Source organism: Sandaracinomonas limnophila, assembly GCF_004005965.1.
Classification (GTDB): Bacteria; Bacteroidota; Bacteroidia; order Cytophagales; family Spirosomataceae; genus Sandaracinomonas; species Sandaracinomonas limnophila.
This window is the reverse complement of record NZ_SACY01000026.1, coordinates 1-235: the sequence shown is the minus strand read 5'-3', so window position 1 is coordinate 235 and position 235 is coordinate 1. Positions and strand designations below refer to the sequence as shown.

The window sequence follows — 235 nt, the reverse complement described above, 5'->3', positions numbered from 1 at the left end:
GCAGAGAAAGCAATCGATGACAAGTTTACAGCAGAGAAGTCGAGAGTAGATGCAAAAGAACTGGCAACGGACAAAGCGATTGCGGATAACGACAAGCGTGCCAAAGACGCAGAGAAAGCAATCGATGACAAGTTTACAGCAGAGAAGTCCAGAGTAGATGCAAAAGAACTAGCAACGGACAAAGCGATTGCTGATAACGACAAGCGTGCCAAGGATGCAGAGAAAGCAATCGATG

The 235-nt window shown here is 46.4% G+C and carries 1 protein-coding gene; it reads left to right on the top strand.

The window, feature by feature from the left end; all coding sequences use genetic code 11:
- On the top strand, positions 1–235 hold a 235-nt coding region (locus EOJ36_RS12030; RefSeq protein ID WP_238944492.1), incomplete at both ends, for a hypothetical protein.